This window comes from Microbacterium sp. NPDC056736, assembly GCF_042790415.1.
GTDB lineage: Bacteria > Actinomycetota > Actinomycetes > Actinomycetales > Microbacteriaceae > Microbacterium.
In genome coordinates this window covers 259,471-285,392 of sequence record NZ_JBHTZE010000005.1, presented here as the reverse complement: position 1 = coordinate 285,392, position 25,922 = coordinate 259,471, and the positions used below count along the sequence as shown (strand labels likewise).

The following is a 25,922-nucleotide window of genomic DNA, read 5'->3' as shown; positions in this document are numbered from 1 at the left end:
GCCGTCGTGGTGCTCCTTGCCGCCGCCGTCGTGCGTCCCGCCGCCCTCCGACGAGCGATCGGCGTCGCCGCTCTGCGCGGCGTGGTCCCGCGACGTCTTGGGGCCGTCCCCGTCGCTCTCGAACGTCGAGCCGACACGCTCGTCCTGGCCGCCCGAGCGACGCCGGCGACGCCGGCGCGCGGGTGCCTGCCCGTTCGTCTCGACCTCGGCGGCGGCATCCGCAGCCCTCTCGGGCTGGACGCGGACGGCCTGGGTCTTCGGGGCGGTCACGATGCGCCCCTTCGTGCCGGCCGGGATGTCGAGATCGGTGAACAGATGCGGGCTCGACGAGTAGGTCTCGACGGGCTCGGGCTGACCGAACTCGAGCGCGCGGTTGATGAGGGCCCACTTGTGCAGGTCGTCCCAGTCCACGAACGTCACGGCGATGCCGGTCTTGCCGGCACGGCCGGTGCGACCCGCGCGGTGCAGGTAGGCCTTCTCGTCGTCGGGGATGGTGTGGTTGATGACGTGGGTGACGTCGTCGACGTCGATGCCGCGCGCGGCGACGTCCGTCGCGATGAGCACGTCCTTCTTGCCGGCCTTGAAGCCCGCCATCGAGCGCTCGCGCGCCTCCTGGCTCATGTCGCCGTGCACCGCGCCGGCGTTGAAGCCGCGGTCGCTGAGCTCGTCGACGAGCTTCTGGGCGGCCCGCTTCGTGCGCGTGAAGATCACGGTCTTGCCCCGACCGTCGGCCTGCAGGATCCGGGCGATGACCTCGTCCTTGTCGAGCGAGTGCGCCCGGTACACGAGGTGGCGGATGTTCGCCTGCGTGAGGCCCTCGTCGGGGTCCGTCGCACGGATGTGGATCGGGTTGGACATGAACCGCCGCGCGAGCGCGACGATCGGACCGGGCATGGTCGCGGAGAAGAGCTGCGTGTGACGGACCGCCGGGACCTTCGAGAAGATCTTCTCGATGTCGGGGAGGAAGCCGAGGTCGAGCATCTTGTCGGCCTCGTCGAGGACCACCTCGGTGGCGTTCGAGAGGTCCAGCAGGCGCTGATTGTTGAGGTCGATCAGGCGACCGGGGGTGCCCACCACGATCTGGGCGCCCGCCTTCAGCTGGTCGATCTGGCCCTCGTAGGCCTTGCCGCCGTAGATGGCCACGACGCTCGTCGAGCGGTTCGAGGTCAGCATGTCCATGTCCTCGTAGACCTGGACGGCCAGTTCGCGCGTGGGCACCACGATGAGCGCCTTCACGCCGTGGGCCGGGTCCGGGCCCAGGCGCTGCACCACGGGGATGCCGAAGCCGAAGGTCTTGCCGGTGCCGGTCTTGGCCTGGCCGATGATGTCCTGGCCGGGCAGGCCGAGGGGGATCGTCTGCTCCTGGATGGGGAACGCGTCGACGATGCCCTTCGCAGTGAGGGTGTCGACGATGTCCTGATCGACGCCGAGTTCGGCGAAGGTCGTCACGATATGTGCCTGTCCGGCAGTGGGATGCTGCCTGGGTTGGTGTCGCCCGGGCGCGGTTTCCGGCCTCGTCGAGGCCGCCGCGCGGGCGGAAGTGCGGTCCACGCCCTTCTTTCCCACAGGCGCGGGCGCCCCGATCCGACGCCGGGGACGACACCCACGATACCCGAGGTGCCCCCGGGGCACGCTTTCGGGCGCGCGCCCTCGTAGGCTTTCGTGCATGGTCAAGTGGTTCTGGGAGCGCCGCGACACGGGGCGCAAGCTCCAGCTCCGCTCGCGAGACGAGCTCAGCGGCGCGAATCGCGTCGACTTCGAGGAGCTGGCGCCCGACATCGACACGTTCCTGGGTCAGGCGGCGTATCTGCAGCTCGGCTTCTTCGAGACGCTGACCGAGCAGATCCAGACGATCCCCGAGCTCGCCGAGAAGGAGGCCGTCTCGCGGGCCGCCGGCGCGGCCCTGACCAAGCACGAGGCGCTCGTGGCGCTCATCAGGGAGCGGGGCGACGACCCGACGGAGATCATGCGCCCCTTCCGTGAGCCGCTGGACGCCTTCCGCGCCGCGACGCACGGCGTGCGGCCGCAGGAGACCCTGCTGTCCGTACACATCACCGCCGGCATGCTGGACGACTTCTACCTCGCGCTGTCGGCGAGCTACGGCGAGACCGGGGACCGCGTCGCGCGCATCCTGCTGGCGGACTCCGATCGTCAGGCGATCGTCGAGCTGATCGCCGAGACCATCTCCAGCGACCCGGAGTGGCGCTCGCTGCTGGCGCTGTGGGGCCGCCGTCTGGTCGGGGACACGCTGCTGATCGCACGCGCAGCGCTGCGGCCCACCCCGCGCGGGCTCGCTGCACAGGAGAAGGTCGAGCCGGTCTTCACCGAGCTGATGGCCGCGCACTCGCGGCGCATGGACGCCATGGGCCTTGCTGCCTGACGACGGCGCCGGCGGCGAGGGGGCGGCTCAGCCGATGCCGAGGCGGGCCTTCTCGCGGACGTCGTGCTGCACGCGGGCGCGCGACACCGCGATGACGGCGGGATACGTCACGACGATCGGGACGACCAGCGCCGCCAGCCACGGCCACGGGGTGTCGATGCCCACACCGAGCCAGGTGAGGATCACCCACGCCGCGCCGGCGGAGACCGCGCCGATCATCGGCGCGAGCGCGACGCCGCGTGTCAGGCGCTGGTGCAGCTGGAAGTGGATGCCGGTGCCGATGACCGCGCCGAGGATGAAGGCGATGAGGATCTGCACGCCGGGCTCCGGATCAGGCGACGAAGCCGACGCGCCGCGACTCCTCGGAGCCGAGCTCGATGTACGCCAGCCCCGCGGTGGGGACGATGTACGAGTTGCCCTTCGCATCGGCGAACGTGACGTGCGTGGCGCCGGCGTCGAGCGCTGCGGCGACGGACTTCTTCACGTCGGCCGCCGGCTCGTTCGTCTCGAAGTTGAGCTCGCGGCCGGTGTTCGCGATGCCGATGCGGATCTCCACGTGACTGACCTCCTGCGCGGGGCGACGGTTGCTCGCTGAAAGGCTCAGGGCTCCCCGGGCGCATGGCAACTCTACGACACGCGCGCGTGGCATCCGCCGTCGCCGAAACGCTCTGAGCGAACGGTCGGATGTCGGTCGCACGCGTTACCGTCGAGGCATGGTCTCGGGAGGCGGTGAGCGCGGGGCGCTCCCATTCGACGCGCAGCAGCGCGCGGTGATCGCGCTGCCCGCCACCGCCTCGGGTGTCGTCGTCGGGGCACCGGGCACCGGCAAGACGGCGACCCTGGTGGCCCGCGTCGCGGCGCTCGTCGACGCCGGCGCCGACCCCGACTCGCTGCTGGTGCTCACGCCGTCGCGGCAGACCGCCACGGCGCTGCGCGACCGCCTCGGACTGGCCGTCCGGGTGGCTACGAGCGGACCGCTGGCGCGGTCGGTCGCCTCCTACGCGTTCCAGATCGTCCGGGCGCACGCGGTGGCGGTCGACGCCGACCCGCCGCAGCTGCTCACCGGCGGCGACGAGGATCAGATCATCCGCGACCTCCTCGAGGGCGACGAAGAGGACGAGGCCGCCGGTGCGGCGCGCTGGCCCGACTGGCTCGGTCCGGCGATCCGCGGCACGGCGGGCTTCCGCACCGAGGTGCGGACGTTCCTGGCCGAGTGCACGACGCTCGGCATCGATCCGCGTCGGCTGCGCGACCTCGGCGAGCGCCACGAGCTGCCGGCGTGGGTGGCGCTGTCCTCCTTCTTCGCCGAGTACCTACAGGTGCGCGACGGCATGCGCGGTGCGCATCGCGATGCCGCCGGCCTCGTCCGCGAGGCCGTGGGGCTCCTGCGCACCGCCCCCGCCGGCACATCGGCCGTCGACCGGGTCCGGGTGGTGCTCGTCGACGACGCGCAGGAGCTGACGCTCGGGGGCGTCGAGCTGCTCGAAGCGGTGCGCGCACGCGGCGCCGCCGTGCTGGCCTTCGGCGACCCCGACGTCGGCTCGGGGTCGTTCCGCGGCGCGACGCCGGAGAACTTCGCCCGCCTGGCGGGCTCGCTGGGCGAGGTGCACGTGCTGTCGGAGGGCCACCGCGGAACACCGTGGCAGCGTGTGCTCGTCGACCGGGTTACCGAGCGCATCGGAGCCGTCGGCGTGGTCTCGCACCGGCGCACGGGAGCCGACGGCGAGCCCGACGGATCGGTGCGCGCCCTGACGCTGCGCTCCCCGGCCGAGGAGTACGACGCGATCGCCCGGCTGCTGCGGGAGCGGCACGTCCACGACGGCGTACCGTGGCACGCGTGCGCCGTGATCGCGCACGACACCCGGCAGGTCTCCGCCCTGGAGGCCGAGCTGTCCGCGCGCGAGGTGCCGGCGCGGGCCGGCGGTCCCGGGCGCGCGCTCGGCAGCGTCCGGCCGGTCGCCGATCTGCTTCGCCTGATCGAGCTGGCGGCCCAGGACGAATGGGTGTTCGAGGACGTGTCCGCCGCGCTCGTCGGCACCTACGGCCGGCTGGACGTCATCGAGCTGCGGCGGCTGCGCTCGGTGCTCCGTCACGCGGAGCTGCGGCTGGCGGTCGATCCGGCGCACGATTCCGCGCAACCCGAGCGCTCCGGGCGGGACCTGATCCTCTCCGCCATGCGCCGGCCGATCGAGTTCGACGTGCTCGACACGCGGGAGGCGCGCCGCGCGGCCTCCCTCGCGCGCACCCTCGCCGTGCTGCGCGACGACCTCGAGCGCGGTGCGACCGCCCACGAGCTGCTGTGGACCGCGTGGGACAGGAGCGGTCTCGAGCGCGCCTGGTCCGAGCTCGCCCGCGGGAACGGACCGCTCGCCGAGCAGGCGAACCGCGACCTCGACGCGCTCGTCGCCCTCTTCCAGGCGGCCAAGCGCTTCGTCGAGCGATCGCTGGACGCCGATCCGCGGGTCTTCGTCCGGTCGATCCTCGACAGCGGCGTCGCCGAGGACCGCCTCGAGGCTCCGACGTGCGCCGACAGCGTCCGCGTGATGACACCCGCCGGTGCGCTGGGCCTCGAGTTCGACACAGTCGTCATCGCCGGCGTCCAGGACGCGGTGTGGCCCAACACCCGCCTGCGGGGCAGCCTGCTCGACACCTGGCGCCTCGCCGATGCGGCCAGCCGCGCCGACGGCGAGGCGATCGGCACATTCGACCGGCGCCGGGCCGCGATGCACGACGAGCTGCGCCTCCTGGCGCGGGCCCTGTCGCGCGCCACCGCCCTGACGATCGTCACGGCCGTCGACGACGACGACACCGGTCCGAGCGTCTTCTTCGAGCTGCTGCCGGATCCCGAGCCGCTCGACCTCGATCACCCGGTCTCGCTGCGAGGCCTGGTCGCACGCCACCGCCGCACGCTCACCACGGCCGGCATGCGCGGTCTCGTCCCGGCGCAGCCGGTGCCCGCTCAGAGCGTCGGGTCGGTGGCGCGGGCGGCCGAGCAGCTCGCGCTGCTGGCCGATGCCGGCGTCCCCGGCGCGGCGCCACGCGAGTGGTACGGCATCGCCGCGCCCACCTCGACGGGCGCGCTGCGCGACCTGGAGCGCGAGGACGTGCGGGTGTCGCCGTCGCGGCTGCACGCGCTGGAGGAATGCGAGCTCAACTGGGTCATCGGCGATCTGGGCGGCGACCCGGGCAGCACGACGGCCGGTCTCGGCACGATCATCCACGCGGCGCTCGAGCACGCGGCCGGCAGCGATGAGACATCGCTCTGGGCCGAGGTCGAGGCGCGCTGGGGGGAGCTGGCCTTCGAGGCGGCGTGGCAGGACCGCGCCGAGCAGACCCGCGCCCGCGACCTCGTGCGAAGGCTGCACCTGTACCTGCGCCGCTTCGAGGACTCCGGCGGCACCCTCATCGGCGCCGAGCCGCACTTCGAGGTCGACATCCCCCTCGACGACGACGCCCACCCCGTCGGCGGCGACCCGCACCGCGTCGTGCTGTCGGGGTACATCGACCGCGTCGAGCTGACCCCCGAGGGCAGCGTCGTCATCCTCGACCTGAAGACCGGCAAGCGCGAGCCGCAGACCGATGCCAAGGTGCTCGACAACCCGCAGCTGGCGGCCTATCAGCTCGCCTTCGAGGCGGGGGCGATCCCCGCGGCGAGCGGCCATGCCCCGGGGGGCGCGAAGCTGCTGGTCCTGCGGCCCACGGCCACCAAGGCCGACTACGCCACGCCCTGGCAGCCGCCGTTCGACGACGAACGGCGCGACGCGTTCCTCGGTCGCATCCGCGCGGCGGTCTCGGTCATGCGCGGCGAGTCGTTCACCGCGCCGTACGAGGAGCACTGCCGCGACGAGCACGCGTACGGCCTCTGCCGCATCCACACCATCGGTGCGGTGAGCGCGTCGTGACGATGATCGACCCGCCCACCGCCGCGGCGACGGCGCCCGCCGGGACCACCACCACGCCTCGCCTCCCCGCACGGGTCATCGCCGCGGCGCTCGGCCAGTTCCCGCCCACGGACGAGCAGACCGCGGTGATCGAGGCGCCGCTGGCTCCGGCGCTCGTCGTCGCGGGCGCGGGCAGCGGCAAGACCGAGACCATGGCGGCCCGCGTGGTCTGGCTGGTCGCCAACGGCATCGTGCGGCGCGACGAGGTCCTCGGCCTCACCTTCACGCGCAAGGCGGCGGGCGAGCTCGCCGAGCGGATCCAGAAGCGCCTCGCGCGCCTGGCCGAGTTCGAGCGCCGCGGCCTGCTTCCGGCTCTTCCGGCGCTCGCCGAGGCCGGGCGCCTCGACGTCTTCGGCGAGCTCGAGCGATCGGGCGTCGAGGGCGCCCGCGCCACCGCCGAGCGGCACCGTCTGCTGGATGCGCTCGCGAGTTCGGTCGGCGCCCAGGCCCAGTCGTCGGCCGAGGACGCGCTCCTGCACCGCCCCACCGTCGCCACCTACAACAGCTTCGCGGATCAGATCGTGCGCGAGCATGCGCTGCGGATCGGACGGGATGCCGAGGCCGCCGTCCTCTCGGAGTCCGCGGCGTGGCTCCTCATGCGGCGGGTCGTCTTCGCCTCCGACGACCCTCGCCTCGAGGTGCGGGCGGAGGCCGTGCGCACGATCGTCGATGCGGCGCTGCGCATCGCGCGCGACGGCGTCGACAACCTCGTCGACTTCGACGAACTGGCCGCCTTCCCGGCGCTTTTCCAGGCCGTGCGCGATCTGCCGTCGACGAACAAGCGCACGACGGTGTACGCCGACGTCGCCGAGGCCGTCGAGAAGGTCGGCGCGCTCTCGCTGCTGTCCGACCTCGCCCGCGAGTACGCCGCAGAGAAGCGGCGTCTCGGCGTCATCGACTTCTCAGACCAGGTGGCGGGCGCGCTCGAGGTGGTGGCCAGTCACCGCGCCGTCGCCGACGAGCTGCGCGAACGCTATCGTGTCGTGCTGCTGGACGAGTATCAGGACACCTCGGTCGTGCAGACCGACCTCCTGGCCGCTCTCTTCGCGGGCACGGGCGTCATGGCCGTCGGCGACCCGCACCAGGCCATCTACGGGTGGCGGGGTGCGAGCGCCGGCAACCTCGGCGGCTTTCCCGCGGCGTTCTCGCCGGATGCCCCGTGCGCCCGGTACTCGCTGCTGACGAGCTGGCGCAACAGCGCGTCGGTGCTGGCCGCGGCCAACGCCGTGCTTGCGCCGCTCGCGGCATCGGCGTCGGTGCCCGTGCAGGAGCTCCGCGCGCGTCCCGGCGCGCCGGGCGGGCTGGTCGAGCTCGGTTTCGACGCCGACCTCGACACCGAGGCCGACCGGGTCGCGGAGTGGTTCGCCCGCGTCCGCGCCGAGCGAGCGCAGGCAGGCCTCGCCACCACCGGGGCGATCCTGTTCCGCAGCAAGAAGCACATGGTGCGGTTCGGCGACGCGCTGGGGCGCCGCGGGATCCCGCACCGCATCCTGGGGCTCGGGGGACTGCTCTCCACCCCGGAGGTGGTCGACGTCGTCTGCGCGCTGCGGGTGATCAGCGACCCCTCGGCCGGCTCCGCCCTCATCCGGCTGCTCAGCGGACCGCGGTGGTCGATCGGGCTGCCGGATCTGCGCGAGCTCGCGGCGCTCGCCCGTCGCCTGGCCCGCCACGATGCGTCCTTGCAGCCGCTCGCGCCCGAGGTGGTCGAACGCATCCGCGGGAGCGCCGGAGATGACGACGGCTCGCTCGTGGACGCGCTGGACTTCGTGCTGCGTCACAAGCCCGACCACGGCTGGCTGTCGGGGTTCACGCCCGACGCGAGGGAGCGGCTGCGCGATGCGGCGTCGGTGTTCGCGGGCCTCCGCCAGGCGACCGCGATGCCCATTCCCGAGCTGGTGCGGCTGATCGAGCTCGAGCTGCGGCTCGACATCGAGCTCGCGGCGAACGAGTCGCGAGGTCCTGCCCGCGTGGCTTCGGCGCAGCTGCGCGCGTTCGTCGACGAGGTGCACGCCTTCCTGGCGGCCGACGAGACGGGGTCCCTGTCGAGCCTGCTCGCGTGGCTCGACCACGCCGAGCAGCTGGACGAGTTCGCCCCGCGCACCGAGCCGCCCGAGGACGACGTGGTGCAGCTGCTGACGATCCACGGATCCAAGGGCCTCGAGTGGGATGCCGTCGCCGTGGTGCGCATGGTCAAGGACGAGCTGCCCAGCGCGCCGCGCGACACGAAGGCCTGGCTGGGCTTCGGCGTGCTGCCGTTCACGTTCCGCGGAGACTCCGCATGGCTCCCCGAGCTCGGGTGGCGGTCGGCGCAGACGCAGCAGGACCTGAAGGCGGCGATGGAGGCGTTCATCGAGGCGAACCGCGCGCGCCAGCTCGAGGAGGATCGTCGCCTGGCGTACGTCGCCGTCACCCGGGCACGCGAGCATCTGCTCCTCACGGGCGCCACGTGGTCGGGCACCAAGCGCCCCCGCGCCCGCAGCACGTTCTTCACCGAGATCGCCGCGGCACTGGGCGTGACCCTCTCCGACGACGAGCCGGGCGAGGATCCGTACCAGGGCGAGCGCCGGGTGCTCCAGTGGCCGATCGACCCGCTCGGGGCGCGGCGCGCCGCCGTCGTACAGGCGGCCTCGGCGGTCGACGACGCCGCCGCCGGGCCTCGCGCGGCGCTCGATCCGCAGGCGGCGCTGCTGCTGGCCGAGCGGGACGCCCGCCGCGCCCGCCCGGTGCACACCGCCCCCACACGCATCGCCGCGTCACGCTACAAGGAGTACGTCGCCGACCTGGAGGGCACGCTGGCGAGCATCGCCCGCCCGATGCCCGAGCGCCCGTTCCGCCAGACGCGCCTGGGGACGCTCTTCCACGCGTGGGTCGAACAGCGGTCCGGTCGTGTGGGGCTCGGCGGGTCCATCGACGACGCGCTCTGGGAGACGGACGACGAGGCGCCCGACACCGAGGCCTCCGTCGAGGACGCCGCGGCCCTCGACCGCCTGCGCGAGCGGTTCCTGGCCTCCGAGTGGGCGCCGCTGCAGCCGATCGAGGTCGAGACCGAGATCGATTTCGCGACCACCGGGCCCGACGGGCTGCCGCACATCGTCATCTGCAAGCTCGACGCCGTCTACCGGCGGGCCGATCGCGGCGGTCGCATCGAGATCGTGGATTGGAAGACGGGCGTGGCACCGCGCACCGCGGCCGAGAAGGACGAGCGGATGCTGCAGCTCGAGCTGTACCGGCAGGCGTACCACGCCAAGCACGGCGTCCCGCTCGAGGACATCGACGTCGCGCTCTACTACGTCGCCGAGGATGTCATCCTGCGCGGCTGAGAGCTACGGGCGAGTGCCGGGTCCGGAGCGACGTCAGTCGGCGAGCCAGCGACGCAGCGCCGCCTCGGACGCGCGCTCCGCCTCCGCTGCGGCATCCAGGCCGTCGGCCGACCCCGCCCCCGGCTCGGCGCGCGCTCCTGCTGCCGCCGGCACCGGGAGCTGGATGGGTGCCGTCGACAGGTCGTCGGGCCCGGCGTCGGGACCGGCGTCCGCGTCGGTGTCGGGCAGGTCGACGTCGTCCGTCACCCACTGCGCGAGCTCCTCGGGATCGTAGGCGTCGGTGTGCATCGAGGTGTCGACGGTCGGCGCGGAGGCCTCGGGCATGCGCTCGAGCAGTGCGATCGCGTCGTCGACGCCGAGGCCCTCGCGGGGGACGATGTCGTCGGTCGAGACGCCTCCGGCGAGCGACTCGAGCAGATCCACCGCATCGGCGACGATGTCCTCGCGGCCCTCATCGTGGCCGTGCACGAGCCACTTGGCGAACTCCAGCTCCGCGTACAGGCGGGCGCGCTCGCGGGCGCGCGAGTCCGGTGCCCGGCCGCTCGCGGCGACGTACGAGGCGTAGACGTCCTCGGCCGCCTCAGGCGCCGAGGCCAGCCACTGCAGGTCCGTCGCGGGGTCGCCGATCGACAGGCCGTGCCACTCCAGCAGGCCGGTCACGGTCGGCACGCCGTCGAGGTCCTCGAACAGGAAGGATGCAGCCCCGGCGCCGCCGAGCACGACGGCCGATTCGAAGCGCCACAGGTCGTCGGAGTCGACGGCGCGATGCCACCGCGCCGCGAGGCTCATGGGCAGCCGGCGCGTCGCCGTCGCCCGGTCGATGAGGCGCCCGGCATCGGCCCGCACCTGCTGCGGTGTCCGCGCGGGCAGCCCCTCGGTCTTCACGACGGAATGCGGAAGCGCGTGCAGGGCCGCCAGCGCGGCGCCGAGCGACGTCGCCGCTCCGCGGCCGGGAGGGAGGTGCACCGCATCGACCCGGTACCCGGGCAGGAAGTCGACGACGACGACGCGGCTGCCGCCGAGGCCCGTCTCGCCGAGCAGCTCCGGAGCGCGGAATGGGAGGAGGCCGCGCACGCCCGGCGTGAGGGCTCGCAGCGCCCGCGCCTCCGCGGCCAGCTCCTCGGCGGCCGACGCGGCAGCGGGAACCCGCACGACGACGCGCCGGCCGTCGTCGAGGTCCGCCACCGCGGTGTCGTAGCGACCGGTCGCTCCCTCGGTGAGCGCACCGACTCCCACGACCCCGACCCGCGGCAGAGCCGACGTGACGGACGCGGCTAGAGTGAGGGGTGAGCGTGCCATGTGCCCAGGGTAGGTCGGTCGCGCTCGTCCGTCCCCGCGCCACGCCCGGCCCAGATCGACGAAGCGGAGCATGTCCGATGACGGCGCCCGACAGCACCACACTTCCGCCGCCGGCCGGTCCAGGGCTCGACCGCGCGGCCGAAGAGCGGCTCGTACCGGGGCTGGTCGACGAGCTCCGGGCGGATGCCGCGACGCGGGTCCTCGCGATCGCGGGCGACACCGCGCCGCTGGCCACGCCCGACGCGCTGCGGTGGGTGGCGCCGTCCGAGGTGCCGGCCGGCGCCGAATGGGCCTTCCTCGGCCGTGACGCCGACGGCGCCGCTCTGCTGGCGGCGGTGTTCCCGGCGCAGGAGGACGAGCTGTTCGCCACGGCGTCCGGCTGGGCCGCGCTCCGCGCCGTGGGCGGCGCGCTGTCGTCCCGCGACGCGAGCGCCTTCGTCGAGGCGCTGAGCCTCGGCCGATGGCTCCTCGACGCGCCCTTCTGCCCGGCGTGCGGCGCCCGCACCGACCTCGGCGATGCCGGCTGGTCGCGGCGGTGCCCGAACTGCGGTCGCCAGCACTTCCCCCGCACCGACCCCGCGGTGATCGTCGCCATCACGAGCGCCGAGGACCCCGACGCCCTGCTGCTCGGCTCGAACGCGCTGTGGGGTCCCGAGCGGTTCTCGTGCTTCGCCGGCTTCGTCGAGGCGGGGGAGTCGCTCGAGGCCGCGGTGCGGCGCGAGGTGTTCGAGGAGTCTGGGATCGCCGTCGGCGCGGTGACCTATCGCGGCTCCCAGGCCTGGCCGTACCCGCGGTCGCTCATGGTCGGCTTCCTCGCCACGGCGCGCGACGACGCTTCGGCGCGCGCGGACGGCGAGGAGATCGCCGCCGTCCGGTGGTTCACGCGTGACGAGATCGGGCGCGCGCTGGCCGGCGAGGGCGAGGTGGTCCTTCCCGGACGGGCGTCGATCGCGCGCCGTCTCATCTCGGACTGGCACGCGGAGCGGGTATGAGCACCGGTGCCCTCGCCGGGCTCGACGACCGTCAGCTCGAGGCTGCGACGGCGCTCCGCGGGCCGGTCGTCGTGCTGGCCGGTGCCGGCACGGGCAAGACGCGCGTCATCACCCACCGCATCGCGCACGGCGTCGACACCGGCGCATACTCCCCACAGCGGGTGATGGCGGTCACCTTCACGACCAAGGCCGCCGGCGAGATGCGCGGGCGACTGCGGGCGATGGGTGTCAACGGCGTCGCCGCACGCACCTTCCACGCGGCGGCGCTCGCGCAGCTGAACTACTTCTGGCCGACGCTGGCGCGCGACACCGCGCCGGCGATCGTCGACAACAAGGTGCGTCTGCTCGCCCATGCGGCCGACGGCATCGGCCTCGATCCCGACGTGGCCACGCTCCGCGACGTCGCCTCCGAGATCGAGTGGCGCAAGGTCTCGATGATGGGCATCGACGACTACGCCGCCGCCCGTCCGGGCGGGGTGGGGCGCCTCTCCGTCGACCGGGTGGTCGCCCTGCAGCGCGCGTACGAGAAGCTCAAGGACGAGCGCCGGCAGCTCGACTTCGAGGACGTGCTGCTCGCCTGCGCCGGCATGCTCGAGGCCGAGCCCCAGGTCGCCAAGGCCGTGCGCGAGCAGTACCGCCACTTCACCGTCGACGAGTTCCAGGACGTCTCGCCGCTGCAGAACCGCCTGCTCGAGCTCTGGCTCGGCGACCGGCGGGACCTCTGCGTCGTCGGCGACGCGAGCCAGACGATCTACTCCTTCGCCGGGGCGGACGCGCGCTTCCTCCTGGAGTTCCCGTCCCGGTACGAGGGCGCGCGAATAGTGCGCCTGGAGACGAACTACCGATCGGATGCCGCGATCCTCGCGGTCGCCAACGAGCTCATGCGCGGGCGGCCCGGTGCCCTCCACCTGGAGGCGGCGTCCCCTCGCGGCGACGCGACCGCGTCCGACGTCATCCCGACGGTGACCGCGTTCGAGGACGACCGCGCCGAGGCACGTGCCGTGGCCGCGCGGATCGCGGAGCAGATCGCCGGGGGCGCGGACCCTGGCCACATCGCCGTGCTCTACCGCTCCCATGCCCAGTCGGCGGAGCTCGTCGCCGCGCTGTCGGACGCCGGCATCGCGACGACGGTGCTCGGCGGCCGCCGGTTCTTCGACATGCCCGAGGTCCGGCAGGCGGTGATGGAGCTGCGGGCGGCGTCGATCGCTCCCATAGAGAGCGGCTTCGTCGACACGGTGCGCGACATCCTTCGCTCGCGGGGCCTCACCGACGAGCCTCCTGCCGCGGGCGGTGCGCTCCGCGACGCCTGGGAGGCGCGCGCGGCGCTCCTGCGCCTGGCGCAGGAAGCGCCCGCGGGCACCACCCTGCGCGCGTTCACCGACGAGCTCACCGCTCGCGCGAAGGTCCACGACGAGCCGGCTATGCGGACGGTCACCCTCGCGACGCTCCATGCGGCCAAAGGCCTGGAGTGGGATCACGTGCATCTCGTCGGAGTGGCCGAAGGGCTGCTGCCGATCTCGTACGCGACCACGTTCGAGCAGGTCGACGAGGAGCGCCGCCTCGCCTATGTCGGGATCACGCGGGCCGGGCGAACGCTGTCGCTGACCTGGTCTCGAGGGGTGCGGGAGCGGCAGCCGTCGCGCTTTCTCCGAGAGATCGGCAGCGGCAGTCTGCGTGCGGGCGGTGCGAGCGCACGGTCCGGTGCAGCGAGTCGCCGCGCAGCGCCACCGACCGCGTCCGGGGCGGCGCGGGGCTCTGCGCGCGCTCCGCGATGAGTCGCCCCGCGACGATGCCCGCCTCCCACAGCACCGCGGGTGCGACCTCGACCGGTCTTCCCAGCAGCTGAGCGGCAACGACCGGCCACGACGGGTCCTCGTCGCGACGGGCGGCCGCCACGCACGCGAGGCAGGCGGTGCGGCCGGGCACGACGAAAGGGCCGATTTCGGCGCCCGTGCCGGTGAGCGCGACGGGGACATGGACGCGGTCGGCGGCCATGAGCGCCGCCGCGGAGCCAGGCGGAACGACGCGGTGGACGACCAGCAGCACCGCCGATCCCGGGGGAGAATCCGTCACCGCGTCGAAGCGGTGAGCGACGGCCACGTCGGCCCCCGCTGCCGAGACGCCCGCGGCGATCGCGTCGCGCTGCTCGTCGGGAACGTGATCCTCGCACCGCACGGTGATCCGCGGGCGCGGCGGGGGATCCTCGGCCAGGCACCCTCGCAGCTGTGCGAGCAGGCGGCTCGCGGCGGCGGCGTCGGGCGCGCCCATCGCCTGCGCGAGGGGAGTGAAGGCGGAATCCGGGATGCCGCGCTCCAGCTCGCTCACCAGCCGCAGCATCCACGGCTCGGGGTCGGGAAGCACGGCGACCGGCTCCGCGCCGAACTGGAGGACGGTGTCTGTCCGCCACACCGGCGGGTGCGAGGGGTCGAGGCGCAGCATGCCCTGATCCTGCCCGAGCGACGCGGCGCCCCGATGCCTGTCCACAGGCGCGGGCGGCGAACCGCCTCCGGCCGCGAGCCTGGGGAGGAGGCGGTGCAGCCCGGCTCAGACCGGGCGGTGATCGTCCGGGGCGCTGCCCTCGTCGTCGCCGCGACCCTGTTCGTCGAGTCCGTCGGCCTCGGGCACCTCGCCCGCCAGCAGCCGCACGAGGGCGTCATCCAGTTCATCCCTCGCCGGCTCCTCGCCGCGGGCGCGGGCCTCCAGCCGTGCCACGAGCGCAGCCGGATCGTCGATGTCGGCGGCGCTCGGCATGAGGTCGGGGTAGTCCCACAGCGCGTCCCGGGCGCTCGCGCCGACGGCATCCGTCACCGCACGCCACATCGCGGCGGCCTCGCGCATGCGGCGCGGCCGGATCTCGAGGCCCACCAGCGAGCCCAGCGCGCGCTCCGCCGGACCGCCCACGGCGCGACGGCGGCGCACCGCCTCGGCGATCCGCTGCGCGGCAGGAAGGCGCGAGGTGGCGGTCTCGGTCACGACCTCGACCCACCCCTCGATGGTGGCGAGGAGATTCTCGAGGCGGGCCAGCGCCGCGTCCTGCGCTTCGGACCGCGCGGGCAGCAGCGCGCCGCTCTCGATGGCGCTGCGCAGCTCGTCGGGATCGGACGGGTCGAAGCGCGACGCGAGGTCTTCGAGCGCGTCGGTGTCGACGTGCACGCCGCGCGCGAAGTCGGTGACCTGCGAGATGACGTGCAGCCGCAGCCAGCGGGCGTGGCGGAACAGTCGTGCGTGCGCGAGCTCCCGCGTCGCGACGTACAGGGCGAGCTGGTCTTCCGGCACCTCCAGGTCGCGGCCGAAGTCGGCGAAGTTCTGCGGCAGGATGGCGGCCTCGCCGTCGGGCATGAGCGGGATGCCCACGTCACCGCCGCTCACGACCTCCTTCGAGAGACTGCCGACGACCTGCCCGAGCTGCGAGGCGAACAGCGAGCCCCCGACGGTGCGCATGAGCCGTCCGGCGCCCTGCACCATCGCCTGCATGTCCTCGGGCGCCTGCTCGCTGAGCGCCGTCGTCAGAGCGTCGGCGATGCTCGTCGCGACGGGCTCCGCGAGCTCCTGCCACACCGGCAGCGTGGCCTCCACCCACCCGCCGCGGGTGATCGTCGCCGGGGGAGCGGGAAGCTCCGAGATCGTCGTCGCCTCGCTGAGCCACAGCGTCGCCAGCGAGAACGCCTGATCGAGGTCGGTGCGCTGGCCCGCGGTGACGCCCAGTCCCTCCTGGTTGGCGATGTGCAGCGCCTGGCGCTTGGCGAGGTCCCACGAGATGCCCTCGTCGGCGCCCGCGAACGCTCCCTGCAGCTGGCGCATGACGGCCTGCATCATGGCGGGGTCGATGTTCATCCCCGACAGCCGCGACAGCTGCTCGGCGTCGAAGTCGCCCGCGGCGCCGCCGAACAGCTGGCGCATGAGCTCCTGGAAGTCGTCCTCGGGACTGCGGTCGTCGTCTGCCACTTCAGTCGCCTTTCAGCCGGTCGGGACCCACGCGCTCTACGCTAGTCGCAGCATCCGTCGCACTCCCCGGCAGGGACCCCGTACGCCTTACGCCGGTCGCGAACGACCAGCGAATCCACCCAAGGCACGGAAGAGAGGTCCCGCGTGGCCCTGTTCGACGAGAACTCCACCATCGAGCCCGCCCCGCGGCAGCGCATGTCGCGGCGGACGGTCGCCGGTGTGTGGGCCCTCGCGGTGGCGATGGTGGCGCTGCTGGTCATCACCTTCCTGCCGACGTCGTACGTGATCCAGCAGCCGGGACCGGTGTACAACACCCTGGGCACCGCCGAGAACTCCGACGGCGAAGAGGTCCCGCTGATCTCCGTCGAGGGCGCCGAGACCTTCCCGACGGACGGCTCCCTCGACCTCCTCACGGTGCAGGTGCAGGGCAACCGCGAGCAGACCCCGTCGTGGTTCGAGCTGGCGCTGGCATGGTTCGACCCGACCAGGGCGGTGCTCCCGATCGACTCGATCTTCCCCGAGGACCAGACGACCGAGCAGCGCAACCAGGAGAGCGCCGCCATGATGATCGACTCGCAGCACGAGGCGACCGCGGCCGCGCTCACCGAGCTGGGGTACGACGTCGGCGGCCAGCTCGCCGTCTACTCCGTGATCGACGGCGCCGCCGCGGAGGGGCTGCTCGAGCAGGGCGACATCATCCTCGCCGCCGACGGCGAGGAGGTGACGGATGCCGCCACCCTGCGCCGTGTCATCAACGACGGCGAGGGCGCCGCCGTCGAGCTCCTCGTCGATCGGGCGGGCCAGGAGGAGACCGTGGAGGTGACGCCCGAGGAGACCGTGCTCGACGGCGAGGAGACGTGGCTCATCGGCGTGAACCTCACCACCGACTACGAGTTCCCCATCGACGTGACGATCCAGCTCAACAACGTCGGCGGTCCGAGCGCCGGCATGATGTTCGCGCTGGGGATCATCGACACCCTCACCCCCGGCGAGCTCAACGGCGGGCAGCAGGTCGCCGGCACCGGCACCATCTCGGCGGACGGCACCGTCGGACCCATCGGCGGCGTCCGGCAGAAGATGTGGGGCGCGGTGGATGCCGGGGCGGAGTGGTTCCTGTCCCCGGAGGCGAACTGCGACGAGGTCGTCGGGCACATCCCGGGTGATCTGCGCGTGTTCGCGGTCGAGGATCTCGACGACGCGATGGCGGTGCTCGACGCCGTTCGCGAGGACGGCGACCTGGACGCGCTGCCCACCTGCACCGCACGCTGACGCGCGGCGATCGTTCCCGAAACGTTGCGCGTTTCGGAGAGTTCGCCCAGGCAGGACAAGGCAGGGCCTGGGAATCCGCCGCCTAGGATGGGATCGTGACCACGACCTCGTCGCCGACTCCGGCCACACCTTCCCGCACCAGACGCGTCATCGCCATCACCCTCGCGGTCATCGCCGGACTCGTGGTGGCGTTCTTCGTCTTCGCGAGCCTCTACGCCGACTGGCTCTGGTACGACCAGCTCGGGTTCTCGGAGGTGCTGCTGACGCAGTGGATCGCCCGCGTGATCATGTTCGCGGTGGGCTTCCTCGGCATGGCGGTGCCGGTGTGGCTCGCCATCCAGCTCGCCTACCGCCTGCGTCCCGTGTACGCGCGGCTGAGCTCGCAGCTGGACCGGTACCAGGAGGTCGTCGAGCCGCTGCGACGCCTGGCGATGTGGGGCATCCCCGTCTTCTTCGGCTTCTTCGCCGGCTTCGCCGCGTCGGCGCAGTGGGAGACCACCTGGCTGTGGTTCAACGGGGTCGCCACCGAGACCACCGACCCGGAGTTCGGGCTGGACACCGGCTTCTACATGTTCGCGATGCCGTTCTGGACCGCTCTGGTGGGCTTCGCCTCGGCTGTGCTGCTGGTGTGCCTCCTCGTCACCGCCCTCGTGTCGTACCTGTACGGCTCGGTGCGCATCGGCCAGCGCGAGCTGCGCATCTCGAAGTCGGCGCGCATCCAGCTCGCCGTGATCGCCGGCCTCTACCTCCTCGTGCAGGGGGTGAGCCTGTGGCTCGACCGCTTCAAGACCCTCGTCGAGTCCGGTGCCGACGGGCGCATCACCGGCCCCGGCTACACCGGCGTCAACGCCATCATCCCCGGGCAGACGATCCTCGCGTTCGCGGCGGTCATCGTCGCGATCCTGTTCTTCGTGACGGCCATCATCGGCCGCTGGCGCTACCCGCTCATCGCGACGGCGCTGCTGGTCGTCTCGGCGATCGTCGTCGGCGTCGGCTACCCGTGGGTGGTCAACACGTTCCAGGTGCAGCCGAACCGGTTCACACTGGAAGAGGAGTACTACCAGCGCAACGTCGACATGACCCACGAGGCTTATGGGGTCGCCGGTCTCGAGCAGCAGGACTTCACCGCGGTGACCGACGTCGCGGCCGGGCAGCTCCGCGACGACGCGGCCACGACCGCGCAGGTGCGGATCATGGACCCGGCGATCATCTCGCCGAACATCCGTCAGCTCGAGCAGTACCGCTCGTACTACCAGTTCGCCGATCCGCTCGACGTCGACCGCTACGCGATCGACGGCGTCTCCCAGGACACGATCGTGTCGGTGCGCGAGCTGAACCTCGACCAGCTCGGCAACGCGGCGGACTGGCAGAACTCCGCCGTCGTCTACACGCACGGCTACGGGCTCGTCGCCGCGAAGGGCAACGACCGCACCGGCGAAGGAGACCCGGTCTTCCTCGAGCGTGGCATCCCCGCCGCCGGCTTCCTCTCGGACCGCGAGAACTTCCAGCCCCGCGTCTACTTCGGCGAGTACTCGCCGCCGTATTCGATCGTGGGTGCCCCCGAGGGCGCTGATCCCGTCGAGCTCGACTACCCCTCGGGCGAGGACGGCTCGGGTGAGACGAAGACGACGTTCGACGGCGAGGGAGGACCGAGTCTCGGCAGCGTCTTCAACCGGCTCATCTACGCGCTGAAGTTCCAGGCCGAGCAGATCCTCTTCTCGGACTACGTCAACGAGGAGTCGCAGATCCTCTACGACCGCAATCCCCGCGATCGGGTGCAGAAGGTCGCGCCGTATCTGACGCTCGACAACGACGCGTACCCGAGCGTGGTGGACGGCCGCATCGTGTGGATCGTGGACGGCTACACGCTGAGCTCGAACTACCCGTACTCCTCGACGGTCAGCCTCACCTCGGCGATCTCGGACTCGTCCAACCCGGCGCCGCGCTTCGCGCTGGACGACATCAACTACATCCGCAACTCCGTCAAGGCGACCGTCGACGCGTACGACGGCTCGGTCACGCTGTACGCGTGGGACGAGGAGGACCCGGTGCTGCAGTCGTGGCAGAAGGTCTACCCCTCCACGATCAAGCCGATCGAGGACATGTCGGCCGAGCTGATCAGCCACGTGCGCTACCCGACCGACCTGTTCAAGGTGCAGCGCACCATCCTCGGCGTCTACCACGTCGACGACGCGCGCTCGTTCTACCAGAGCGACAACCGCTGGCAGACGCCCGCCGACCCGCAGGAGGAGACGCAGCTCCAGCCGCCGTACTACCTCACGATGCAGATGCCCGACCAGGACGAGCCGACGTACTCGATGTTCACGTCGTTCATCCCGGCGGCCACGGCCGGCAACGCGCGCAACGTCCTGATGGGCTATCTCGCCGTGGACTCCAACGCGGGCACCGAGGCCGGGGTCAAGAGCGAGGACTACGGCAAGCTCCGCATGCTCGTGATCGACGCCGACACCACCGTCCCCGGACCCGGACAGGTGCAGAACACCTTCAACTCCGACCCGCTGGTGTCGTCGCAGATCAACCTGCTCAAGCAGGGGCAGTCCGAGGTGCTCAACGGCAACCTGCTGACGCTTCCGGTGGGCGGCGGGCTGCTCTACGTGCAGCCGGTGTTCGTGCAGTCCTCGGCGGGGACGAAGCTGCCGAAGCTCCAGAAGGTGCTCGTCTCGTTCGGTGACGACATCGCGTTCGAGGACACCCTGAACGAGGCCCTGGACACGCTCTTCGGAGGCGACTCGGGAGCGGATGCCGGCGACACCGACGTGCAGCCGACGCCGGGAGCGACGCCGGGAGCGACGCCCGCGCCGACACCGGCGCCGACGGAGCCCACGGACCCGGCCGAGCCGACCGACGAGTACCAGACCGCGCTCCAGGAGGCGCAGCAGGCGATGCTCGACCGGCAGGCGGCGCTCGAGGCCGGCGACTGGGCCGCGTACGGCGCGGCCGACGAGCGCCTCACCGCCGCGGTGGACAGGCTGATCGAGCTCGGCACGCCGTAACCGCCACCTTGCTGCCACGCTGCCGCCGCGCGGGCCCGCAGGTCAGGCCGTGAGGACGGCGTACCAGATGAGCAGCAGCGTCACGAGGAACCCCGACAGCTGGTTGAGCCACAGGAACCGGCGCCAGCCGGCTGTCGCGGCTCCGGCGTCTGCGTCGGCGATCGAGCGGTACGGCCACACGGTGACGAGGTAGGGCACGGCCACCACGGCGGCGAGGGGACCCGGCCAGTCGGTCGCGACCATGACCAGGCCGGCGGCCGCATAGCAGACGAGGGCGAACCGCACCGTCCAGCGGGCACCCCGCGCCGTCGCGATCGAGGCGATGCCGGCCTCGCGGTCGGCCACGACGTCCTGCACGGCGCCGAATGCGTGCGAGGCGACGCCCCACAGCGCGAACGCGACGATGAGGGCGACGAGGCCCGGTGTCCAGACGGCGCCGGCCAGGACCAGCCCGTAGACCGCGGGGGAGAAGAAGTGGATGCTGCTGGTCGCCGAGTCCAGGAACGGCCGCTCCTTCAGCCGCAGCGGCGGTGCGCTGTAGAAGACCACGAAGAACAGGCTCGCCGCCAGCACCGCGCAGGACGCCGGGTCGCCGATCGCGACGAGGTACACCACGAACGGCAGACACGACAGGCCTGCCGCCCAGAGGGTGATCCGGTGCAGCCGACGATCCAGCACGGCGCCGTGCGCGCCGCCCTTGCGGGGGTTGCGCAGGTCGGACTCGTAGTCGAAGACGTCGTTGATGCCGTACATCGCGAGGTTGTACGGCACGAGGAAGAAGAGCGTGCCGACGATGAGGGGCAGGTCGACCTGGCGCGTCGTCAGCAGATACGCCGCGGCGAACGGGTAGGCGGTGTTGATCCAGCTCACCGGCCGCGACGAGACGAACAGCTGCCTGGCCACGCCCGAGGCCCGCAGCGGCGCCGCCGCCGTCACGGGCGCACCTCCTGAGCCGTCTGCCGCGGGTGCGACAGGAGCACGAAGACGGCCGGCACGAGGAAGGCTGCGCACAGCGGGTACGCGAAGTCCTCGATGGGCGCGAGGCCGATCCGCACGCCGGAGATGAGTCCCTCGGGGTACGTGAAGAGCCCCGCGGCGATCATCACGTTGTCGAAGACGGCGGTCAGCGCGATGAGGACGGCGGCGGCGATGGCGGATGCCGTCATCCGGCGGCCGAACCCGGGCCGCGTTGCCGTGAGCAGCACGACGACGGCGGTCAACACCAGGAACGGGAGGTTCAGCAGCACGTACGTCACGGCATGCCCTCCCTGCCGGAGGCGACGGCATCCGCTCTCCGCCGCTCGATCAGGCGCTCGGCGCCCGCCCACGCGACGAGCGCGAGGTAGCACAGGAAGGCGAGGAAGACGGGCTCTTCGAGCGGCAGATGGGGCGCGAGATCGATGCCCAGCAGCAGCGGGCTGTCGCCCTTGACGAACACGCCGGCGGCGATCCCGACCGCATCCCACGCCAGGAAGAACGCCGTGCCGAGGAGCACCGCCGCGGCCGTCCGGCCGGGATGTCGCCATGCCGCAAGGCGCCAGCGGCGGTCGATCAGCAGGATGCCCGCTGCGGAGGCGAGGATGGCGGCGAGATAGATGCCGGGCACCCTCATACTCTCGCAGGTTCGGCGATCGGACCGGGGGATCGGTCGCCGCGGAGGCGCTTGACCACGAGCTCCGCCGAGATCAGGCACATCGGCAGGCCGATGCCGGGGAGCGTCGATGCCCCGACGTACGCGAGACCGTCCACGATTCGGGAGGCGTTCCGCGGCCGGAACACCGCGCTCTGTCCGAGCGTGTGCGCAAGGCCCAGGGCGTTGCCGCGCCAGGCCCCGAACTCGTCCGCGAAGTCGCCGGGAGCGACCGTGCGGCGCACGACGACGCGGCTCGCGAGGTCGGGGATGCCGCACCACGTCGCGATCTGGTCGACGACGCTGTCGGCGGCCGCCTCGATGCGCGCGTCGCCGTCGCCGTCGACGCCGCCGTGCCCGAGCGACGGGTCGGCCGGCACCGGGACGAGCACGAAGAGGTTCTCGTGTCCCTCGGGTGCGACCGTGTCGTCGGTCGCGCTCGGTCGGCATACGTACACCGAGGCGGGGTCGGGGATCCGTGGGTGCGCGCCGAAGATGTCGTCGAAGTTGGCCTTCCAGTCGCGCGTGAACAGCAGCGTGTGGTGCGTGAGCTGGGGGAGGGATCCCGCCACGCCGAGCATCACCAGCAGCGCGCCCGGGCTGGGCGTGCGCGAGCCCCACCACTTCTCGGGATACGTCTGCTTCTCGGGAGGGAGCAGCCCGGTCTCGGTGTGGTGGAGGTCGGCGCCCGACACCACGAGGTCAGCCGTGAGGCGACGGCCGTCCGCCAGCTCCACGCCCGTGGCGCGGCGCCCCTCCGTCGCGATGGCGGCGACCCGCGCGCCGGTCTCGATCCCGACGCCGGCGGCCTCCGCCAGGCGCGTCACCGCGCGGATGATCTCGGTGAACCCGCCTCGCGGGTACAGCACGTGCTCGTCGAGGTCGAGGTGGCTCATCAGGTGGTACAGGCTCGGCACCCCGTACGGCGATCCGCCGAGGAACACCGCGGGGTACTCGAGGATCTGACGCAGCCGCGGGTCGGTGAACCTGCTGTCGACATGGCGTGCGAGCGTCCTCGTGAGCAGCGGCGCGAGGCGTGGCATCCGTCGCAGCAGGGCGGGGTCGCGCAGCCCCGCGGTCGTCTCGTACGTGTCGTAGAGGAACCGCGTCACGGCGAGGTCGTACGCGTCGGCGGCGGAGTCCAGGTACGCGTCCAGGCGCGCGCCCGCACCGGGCTCGACGCTCTCGAACAGGGCGGTGGCCGCCTCGCGTCCCGAGTGGACGTCCAGAGGTCCGAGCCCGGTCGCGGGATCGGAGTACACGCGGTACGCGGGATCCAGCGGCACGAGGTCCAGTTCGTCGGCGGCCGTGGTGCCGAGCAGCCGGAAGAAGTGATCGAAGACCTCCGGCATGAGGTACCAGCTCGGCCCGGTGTCGAAGCGGAAGCCGTCCTGCTCCCACGAGCCCGCGCGTCCGCCCAGCTCGTCACGCGCCTCGAGCAGGTGGACGCCCCAGCCGTCCGAGGCGAGCAGTGCCGCCGCGGCGAGGCCGCCGATGCCGCCGCCGATCACGATCGCGGTCCGCGACCCGTCGCTCGAAGTCATGCGCGCGCCTCCTTGGGAGCGAATCCGAGCAGGGCCCGGGCGGCCAGGCGGGCCTTGACGGCGTCGGGGACGCGGACGCGCCCCTCGCCGCCGTGCGCCGCCCGCAGGCGGCGTGCGAGCTCGGCGAAGAGATCGTGGGCGGCCGTGACGGCGCGCCGGCAGTCGGCCGGGAGCTCGGGGATCACGCCGGCCGCCGTCGCGAGGTCGGCGTCGATGCGGTCGAGGACCGCCGCGCGGTCGCCCGCGGGCGTCGACAGTCCGAGGTAGTCGCGACCGAGCCGCGTGCTGTCGTCGTCGAGGTCCCGCAGGAAGTTGACGTCCTGGAAGGCGGCCCCGAGCCGTCGGGCGCCGTCGACGAGCCGCGGCGGGGGAGTGACCGGATGCGGCGACCCGGCGTTCACGAACACCTGCAGGCACATCAGCCCGATCACCTCGGCCGAGCCGTACACGTACTCGTCGTGGGATGCCGCGTCGTGGCGCGAGACCTGGAGGTCGGCCCGCATGGAGGCGAAGAACGGGGTGATGAGATCGGCGCCGATGCCGCACTCGCGAGCCGTGCGGGCGAACGCGTGCAGGACCAGGTTCGTGCTGAATCCGCGGTCGATCGCCGCGAAGCACTCCTGCTCGAGCTGGTCGAGCACCGCGGCCGTCGCCTCGGGCGAGAGGCCGGCCTCCTGTGCGGGCCCGTCGACGACCTCGTCGGCCACGCGCGCCAGCGCGTAGACGTTCCGCACGTGCGGGCGCGGACGCGGACCCAGCATGCGGCACGCGAGTCCGAACGACGTCGAGTACCGGGCGATGACCGCGGCCGCCGCGTCCTGGGCCGTCCGGTCGTAGAGCGAGAGTCCGGTCGCCGCGGGCCTTCGGGAGGCCTTCACGGGATCCTTCCTTCGACCCGGTCGGCGAGGGTGCGCAGCAGCGCCCCCGCCCGCTCGGGCAATGCCGGATCGGCCGAGACCTCGCGGACGTCGTCCAGGGTGTCGGAGATGAGCGCGACGAGGCGGTCCCGCGCGCCGCTCGCCTCGAGCACGATCTGCGCCTCGCGCACCGCGACGGGGCCGGTCCGGGCGAGGGCGAGCGCGTGGTCGACGCCGGGCGCGGCATCCGTCTCGCGCGCCAGGGCGACCAGCGGCGTGCGCTTGGTCTCGCGCAGGTCGGGTCCGCAGTCGCGTCCGGTCTGCGCAGACGTGCCGAAGGCCCCGATGAGGTCATCGACCAGCTGGAAGGCCAGTCCGAGGCGTCCGCCGGCGTCGCCGAGCACACGCAGTGCGTCGGCGTCGGCTCCGCCGAGGAGAGCACCGGCCTGCAGCGGGGCGCGGAAGGAGTACACCGCCGTCTTGTTGAAGGCCGTGTCGAGGGTCTCGGAGCGCGAGGGGAAGGCGGACGTGACGCTGTTCTCGACATCGGCGAGCTCACCGGCCGCCGACACCAGGACGGCGTCGTCGAGGAGCGTGAGCAGCCGATCCTTCGTGGCGTCGTCGGTGTGGGCCATCGCCACGAGACGGAACGCCTCATGGAGGAGGATGTCGCCGGCCAGGATGGCGGCGGCGTCCCCGAGCAGGGCCGCGCCGTCGGCGTCGGCGCCGTGGGTGCGCCCGCGCTGACGGAACTCCCCGCCGACGTTGGGGACGCCGCGTCGCTCGATGTCGTGGTCGATCACGTCGTCGTGCACCACGAACGCGGTGTGCAGCAGCTCGAACGCGGCGGCGACCGAGAGCGCGGCCGAGGCGTTGGCGTCGCCGGAGCGGAACGCGTCGAACGACGCGGTCACCAGCGCGGGGCGCAGGCGCTTCCCGCCCTGGGTGGCGCGCGTGATGGCGTCGGCCAGGGCGCCGAAGCCTGGTCCGAGCTCTGCCGCGCGCTCCCGGATGCGCGTCAGTGACCCGTCGATCGCGATGCCGACGCCGGGATCCTCAGGTCCGATGATCATGACGCCCTTCGCTGACGTGCCGGCGAGTCGAAGAGATGCAGCTGCTGGGCCTGCAGCACGAGCCACGGGCTGAACGCCCACGGCGTGGCCTCGAGGGATGTCGCGAGGTCCCGGGGTTCGACCCAGCGTGCGTCGAGCGCCTCGAGGGGGTTGAGCACCGGCTCGTCGTCGGTGTGGGCGATGTAGACGGGGCAGACCTCGTGCTCGACGATGCCGTTCGCGTCCGTGGCGCGGTAGCGGAACAGGGGGAGTGCGACGCGGAGATCGCTGAGGGCGAGGCCCAGCTCGAAGTCGGCGTGCCGGCGGACGGCCGAGATGACCTGCTCGGCGGGCCGCGGGTGGCCGCAGAAGGAGTTCGTCCAGACGCCGGGCCACGTGCGCTTGGACAGCGCACGGCGCGTGATGAGCACCTTGCCCTCGCTGTTGAGCACGTGGCACGAGAAGGCCAGGTGAAGGGCGGTGTCGGGCCCGTGAACGCTAGACTTCGGGGCGGTTCCGATGGCCCGGCCCTCGTCGTCGAGCAGCACCACGTGGTCGGTGTCCGTCATCGGAAAGCTCCTCTCAATCGCTAGCTTAGCTAGCGAATTATTGAGTGCGATGCTACAACGGGATGGAGGTGACGTCCACGATGTCAGAGCGCTGGTTGCCACAGACGGAG

19 protein-coding genes are annotated in these 25,922 nt (G+C 72.5%); 7 read left to right on the top strand and 12 right to left on the bottom strand.

All coding sequences use genetic code 11. The features are described from left to right. Positions 1-1,449: DEAD/DEAH box helicase (locus ACFRAL_RS12510; protein ID WP_378883325.1), on the bottom strand; the 1,449-nt coding region annotated here is incomplete at its 3' end. A 217-nt stretch (positions 1,450-1,666) separates the two neighbouring features. Here ACFRAL_RS12510 and ACFRAL_RS12505 point away from each other — a divergent pair. Beyond that, positions 1,667-2,380 (top strand): ferritin-like fold-containing protein, encoded by a 714-nt coding sequence (locus ACFRAL_RS12505; protein ID WP_336396776.1) that lies wholly within the window; start codon positions 1,667-1,669, stop codon positions 2,378-2,380. 27 nt (positions 2,381-2,407) lie between these two features. Here the strand turns inward: ACFRAL_RS12505 and ACFRAL_RS12500 are convergent, their stop codons facing one another. Further along, a complete protein-coding gene (locus tag ACFRAL_RS12500; protein ID WP_378883322.1) occupies positions 2,408-2,698 on the bottom strand; it encodes a hypothetical protein in 291 nt (96 codons plus the stop codon). Positions 2,699-2,711: 13 nt separating this feature from the next. Continuing rightward, on the bottom strand, positions 2,712-2,936 hold the full coding sequence (locus ACFRAL_RS12495; RefSeq protein ID WP_045296833.1) for a DUF3107 domain-containing protein: 225 nt from the start codon (positions 2,934-2,936) through the stop codon (positions 2,712-2,714). A 157-nt stretch (positions 2,937-3,093) separates the two neighbouring features. On the opposite strand from ACFRAL_RS12495, the gene ACFRAL_RS12490 reads away from it, so the two are divergent. Beyond that, positions 3,094-6,282, top strand: coding sequence for an ATP-dependent helicase (locus ACFRAL_RS12490; protein ID WP_378883319.1), 3,189 nt, complete (start codon positions 3,094-3,096; stop codon positions 6,280-6,282). Positions 6,283-6,284: 2 nt separating this feature from the next. Beyond that, complete coding sequence (locus ACFRAL_RS12485) at positions 6,285-9,641, top strand: UvrD-helicase domain-containing protein (RefSeq protein WP_378883344.1); 3,357 nt, start codon at positions 6,285-6,287, stop codon at positions 9,639-9,641. Between the two features lie 33 nt (positions 9,642-9,674). Here ACFRAL_RS12485 and ACFRAL_RS12480 read toward each other — a convergent pair whose 3' ends face one another. Continuing rightward, the gene (locus ACFRAL_RS12480) at positions 9,675-10,940 is read right to left on the bottom strand and encodes a phosphotransferase (protein ID WP_378883316.1); all 1,266 of its coding nucleotides are present in this window, start codon (positions 10,938-10,940) and stop codon (positions 9,675-9,677) included. Between the two features lie 77 nt (positions 10,941-11,017). Between ACFRAL_RS12480 and nudC the strand changes: the two genes are divergently transcribed. Continuing rightward, on the top strand, positions 11,018-11,932 hold the full coding sequence (gene nudC, locus ACFRAL_RS12475; RefSeq protein WP_378883314.1) for an NAD(+) diphosphatase: 915 nt from the start codon (positions 11,018-11,020) through the stop codon (positions 11,930-11,932). Further along, the gene (locus ACFRAL_RS12470) at positions 11,929-13,707 is read left to right on the top strand and encodes an ATP-dependent helicase (protein WP_378883311.1); all 1,779 of its coding nucleotides are present in this window, start codon (positions 11,929-11,931) and stop codon (positions 13,705-13,707) included. Before nudC ends, ACFRAL_RS12470 begins: the two co-directional genes overlap by 4 nt. Before the next feature lie 769 nt (positions 13,708-14,476). Here the strand turns inward: ACFRAL_RS12470 and ACFRAL_RS12465 are convergent. Continuing rightward, complete coding sequence (locus ACFRAL_RS12465; RefSeq protein ID WP_378883308.1) at positions 14,477-15,877, bottom strand: zinc-dependent metalloprotease; 1,401 nt, start codon at positions 15,875-15,877, stop codon at positions 14,477-14,479. Between the two features lie 144 nt (positions 15,878-16,021). Here ACFRAL_RS12465 and ACFRAL_RS12460 point away from each other — a divergent pair, with 144 nt between their 5' ends. Together ACFRAL_RS12460 and ACFRAL_RS12455 are read left to right on the top strand one after the other, a co-directional pair. Next, positions 16,022-17,146, top strand: coding sequence for a S16 family serine protease (locus ACFRAL_RS12460; protein WP_336396783.1), 1,125 nt, complete (start codon positions 16,022-16,024; stop codon positions 17,144-17,146). Positions 17,147-17,241: 95 nt separating this feature from the next. Further along, on the top strand, positions 17,242-20,160 hold the full coding sequence (locus ACFRAL_RS12455) for a UPF0182 family protein (protein WP_378883304.1): 2,919 nt from the start codon (positions 17,242-17,244) through the stop codon (positions 20,158-20,160). A gap of 42 nt (positions 20,161-20,202) precedes the next feature. On the opposite strand, the gene ACFRAL_RS12450 is transcribed toward ACFRAL_RS12455, so the two are convergent. Genes ACFRAL_RS12450 through idi form a run of 7 tightly spaced genes read right to left on the bottom strand, consistent with a single transcriptional unit; the run spans position 20,203 to position 25,812 of the window. After that, positions 20,203-21,096, bottom strand: coding sequence for a prenyltransferase (locus ACFRAL_RS12450; protein ID WP_378883301.1), 894 nt, complete (start codon positions 21,094-21,096; stop codon positions 20,203-20,205). After that, positions 21,093-21,416: a lycopene cyclase domain-containing protein gene (locus ACFRAL_RS12445; protein WP_378883298.1), complete on the bottom strand. Its 324-nt coding sequence runs from the start codon at positions 21,414-21,416 to the stop codon at positions 21,093-21,095. The genes ACFRAL_RS12450 and ACFRAL_RS12445 overlap by 4 nt, the downstream gene beginning before the upstream one ends. Next, complete coding sequence (locus ACFRAL_RS12440) at positions 21,413-21,766, bottom strand: lycopene cyclase domain-containing protein (RefSeq protein ID WP_336396787.1); 354 nt, start codon at positions 21,764-21,766, stop codon at positions 21,413-21,415. Before ACFRAL_RS12440 ends, ACFRAL_RS12445 begins: the two co-directional genes overlap by 4 nt. Positions 21,767-21,768: 2 nt before the next feature. After that, positions 21,769-23,334, bottom strand: coding sequence for a phytoene desaturase family protein (crtI, locus tag ACFRAL_RS12435; RefSeq protein ID WP_378883294.1), 1,566 nt, complete (start codon positions 23,332-23,334; stop codon positions 21,769-21,771). Next, positions 23,331-24,212, bottom strand: a complete 882-nt coding sequence (locus ACFRAL_RS12430; protein ID WP_336396789.1) for a squalene/phytoene synthase family protein — start codon at positions 24,210-24,212, stop codon at positions 23,331-23,333. The genes crtI and ACFRAL_RS12430 overlap by 4 nt, the downstream gene beginning before the upstream one ends. Continuing rightward, a complete protein-coding gene (locus ACFRAL_RS12425) occupies positions 24,209-25,264 on the bottom strand; it encodes a polyprenyl synthetase family protein (RefSeq protein WP_378883290.1) in 1,056 nt (351 codons plus the stop codon). Before ACFRAL_RS12425 ends, ACFRAL_RS12430 begins: the two co-directional genes overlap by 4 nt. Continuing rightward, positions 25,261-25,812 (bottom strand): isopentenyl-diphosphate Delta-isomerase, encoded by a 552-nt coding sequence (gene idi / locus ACFRAL_RS12420; protein ID WP_336396791.1) that lies wholly within the window; start codon positions 25,810-25,812, stop codon positions 25,261-25,263. Before idi ends, ACFRAL_RS12425 begins: the two co-directional genes overlap by 4 nt. Positions 25,813-25,922: the final 110 nt, after the last annotated feature.

What these genes read in the sequence shown, in the direction of transcription:
- ACFRAL_RS12505 (WP_336396776.1), top strand. Translation starts at nt 1,667, where the DNA reads ATGGTCAAGTGGTTCTGGGAGCGCCGCGACACGGGGCGCAAGCTCCAG.
- ACFRAL_RS12490 (WP_378883319.1), top strand. Translation starts at nt 3,094, where the DNA reads ATGGTCTCGGGAGGCGGTGAGCGCGGGGCGCTCCCATTCGACGCGCAG.
- ACFRAL_RS12485 (WP_378883344.1), top strand. Translation starts at nt 6,285, where the DNA reads ATGATCGACCCGCCCACCGCCGCGGCGACGGCGCCCGCCGGGACCACC.
- ACFRAL_RS12480 (WP_378883316.1), bottom strand. Translation starts at nt 10,940, where the DNA reads ATGGCACGCTCACCCCTCACTCTAGCCGCGTCCGTCACGTCGGCTCTG.
- nudC (WP_378883314.1), top strand. Translation starts at nt 11,018, where the DNA reads ATGACGGCGCCCGACAGCACCACACTTCCGCCGCCGGCCGGTCCAGGG.
- ACFRAL_RS12470 (WP_378883311.1), top strand. Translation starts at nt 11,929, where the DNA reads ATGAGCACCGGTGCCCTCGCCGGGCTCGACGACCGTCAGCTCGAGGCT.
- crtI (WP_378883294.1), bottom strand. Translation starts at nt 23,334, where the DNA reads ATGACTTCGAGCGACGGGTCGCGGACCGCGATCGTGATCGGCGGCGGC.
- ACFRAL_RS12425 (WP_378883290.1), bottom strand. Translation starts at nt 25,264, where the DNA reads ATGATCATCGGACCTGAGGATCCCGGCGTCGGCATCGCGATCGACGGG.
- idi (WP_336396791.1), bottom strand. Translation starts at nt 25,812, where the DNA reads ATGACGGACACCGACCACGTGGTGCTGCTCGACGACGAGGGCCGGGCC.